This is a genomic window from uncultured Veillonella sp., from assembly GCF_934190855.1.
GTDB lineage: Bacteria > Bacillota > Negativicutes > Veillonellales > Veillonellaceae > Veillonella.
In genome coordinates this window covers 1-2,188 of sequence record NZ_CAKPTN010000217.1, presented here as the reverse complement: position 1 = coordinate 2,188, position 2,188 = coordinate 1, and the positions used below count along the sequence as shown (strand labels likewise).

The window sequence follows — 2,188 nt, the reverse complement described above, 5'->3', positions numbered from 1 at the left end:
GTCCCAGACCATACACAAGTGCTAACAACAGAGCAATATGCGAACCTGATATGGATAAAATATGGATGAGTCCTGTATAGGAGAAGGCCTTCATTCGTTCTTCTCCAAGCTCACTATAATGACCGCCTAAAGCTAGAGCTTGCGCTAATACCTTTTGCGGTCCCTCTAGATTTTTACCAATATGTTTATCAATGGATTCTCTTGCTTGTCCACATAACATTAAATATTTCTTATATAAATTTTCAAACAATGTTTCTTTATATTGAAATACTTGTAAATCTTTGTTACTAGCAGAGCGATATACACTATCGTATATGCGACCTCTAGTATTAGAGCTCATGTAACGGCCCCTAAGATTAATACGACCTTCCTCTTCGAGAAGAAATAAGGACTTCGGTGTACCTTCAATAATTACTTGTTCCCCTAGTCGTATAGGATACTTCGTTTCAAATATCTTTGAGTATACCTGTAAACGTCCCTGTGCCTTAATATAGTCATTTTTTGCAGTGTCTTTATAGGGATGTAATCCATGTAATTCTACATTATATTTGTAATACTCCTGTTCATCTAAATTTACCCGTTCAGGAGCAGTTACAACCGTACCAAGATATTCCCCTTCTTGCTGTAAATAGTACGATGAATAACTATTATAATTAATAATTTGATTGTTTGTTTCATAATAGGATACACCTATTACTACAGTGACTAAAATAATTAACTTACCAAGCAAACGCCACCTATCAGACGAGTGCAATACTTTAATAATACTTACACCTATAATGGCTAACCCAATAGCAAAAATATAGTGCATCTGACTAAGAACTGGATAATATTGTCCATAGCCTAATATGATACCAATAATTATAGAGCCTAATATAATATGTGCCCATTGGCTATGGGTTACTATCATAGTGGTGCGGTTAACAGCATTTATATCTTGAACGGGTCCATCATGATCACTATCTACATGACTAAATTGTAATTTTGTCTTTAATCTTCTTAAATACGCCATCCCCAATGCCCTTCACCCCCTTGATACCTTCAACAGATGTAAAGGGTCCTTTTTGTGAGCGATATTCTTCAATTCTTTTAGCCATAGCAGGACCAATACCTTGTAATGCATCAAGTTCTTTTGCAGTGGCCGTATTGATATTGACCTTATTACCTCGCAATAATACTTCAGGGTTACCGTGAAAGTTAAATACTACGTGGATATGATCTCCGGCATTGACTGGCTTAGCCATATTAATAGACTCTACATCTGCATAGGGTAATAGTCCGCCTGCTATCTTAACTACATCACCTACAGTAGCTGAGCTTTCAAGCTCATATAAACCTGGAGATACTACAGCGCCCGTAATATACGCAATAGGTTTGTTAGACATTTGTTCTACATTTGATATAGAAGAATTTCCATCTAATCCCCCATCAGCTAGGACAGAATCGGTTTCATCTGTTATAATAGGCCATAGGAAATAAATTCCTACTAAAATACATAGGATTAATACAATTATCATATACGGCTTCAATTTATAGTTCATAGTGCACCTCCTACTGAAGGATTTCCCTATGAAATAGTAAAGTCCTATCGTTGACTCTATTAGTCACATAGGCAGGACTTTTACAATTGATGTCGAATAAAAGGAGAATTTATGAATCAAGAAACATTAAAAAAATACGCTCATACATTACTCAAGTACGGCGTAAATTTACAAGAAGATCAAACATTAGTTATTTCTGTTGATGTAGAAAACAAAGACTTTGCAGTAATTGTTACTGAAGAGGCTTATGAACTAGGAGCTAAGGAAGTTGTCCTCAACTGGAGATGTTCCCCTATTGCGCGTCAACGTTTATTACATGCAAAAGAATCCGTTTTAGAAAAGCCTGCTAACTGGATTCCTGAATTCTACAAACAATACATCGATGATAAGGCAGCATTTTTATCTTTAATCAGTGCTAATCCTAAAGCATTAGAAGGTATCCCAACAGATCGTATTTCCTTACAATCTCGCAATTTAAATAAAGCATTATCCTTCTACCACACAGCTATCATGAACTCTTCTGTTACATGGTGTGTTGCATCTGTACCGACAGTTCTATGGGCAAATTTACTTGGCTATGAAGGTACTGACGAAGAAAAAATCGACCAATTGTGGGCTACATTGTTGAAACTTTGTCGCATTGAAGG

Annotated in this window: 3 protein-coding genes; 1 reads left to right on the top strand and 2 read right to left on the bottom strand. The window is 36.2% G+C overall.

The features are described 5' to 3' along the window. Together Q0F90_RS08940 and Q0F90_RS08935 are read right to left on the bottom strand one after the other, a co-directional pair. A partial coding sequence (locus Q0F90_RS08940; protein WP_296004893.1) for a ComEC/Rec2 family competence protein occupies positions 1-1,012 on the bottom strand: 1,012 nt, incomplete at its 3' end. After that, entirely contained in the window at positions 972-1,541 is a 570-nt protein-coding gene (locus tag Q0F90_RS08935; protein WP_296004891.1) for a ComEA family DNA-binding protein, read from the bottom strand. The genes Q0F90_RS08935 and Q0F90_RS08940, both read right to left, overlap by 41 nt. A gap of 111 nt (positions 1,542-1,652) precedes the next feature. On the opposite strand from Q0F90_RS08935, the gene Q0F90_RS08930 reads away from it, so the two are divergent. Beyond that, a partial coding sequence (locus Q0F90_RS08930) for an aminopeptidase (protein ID WP_296004889.1) occupies positions 1,653-2,188 on the top strand: 536 nt, incomplete at its 3' end.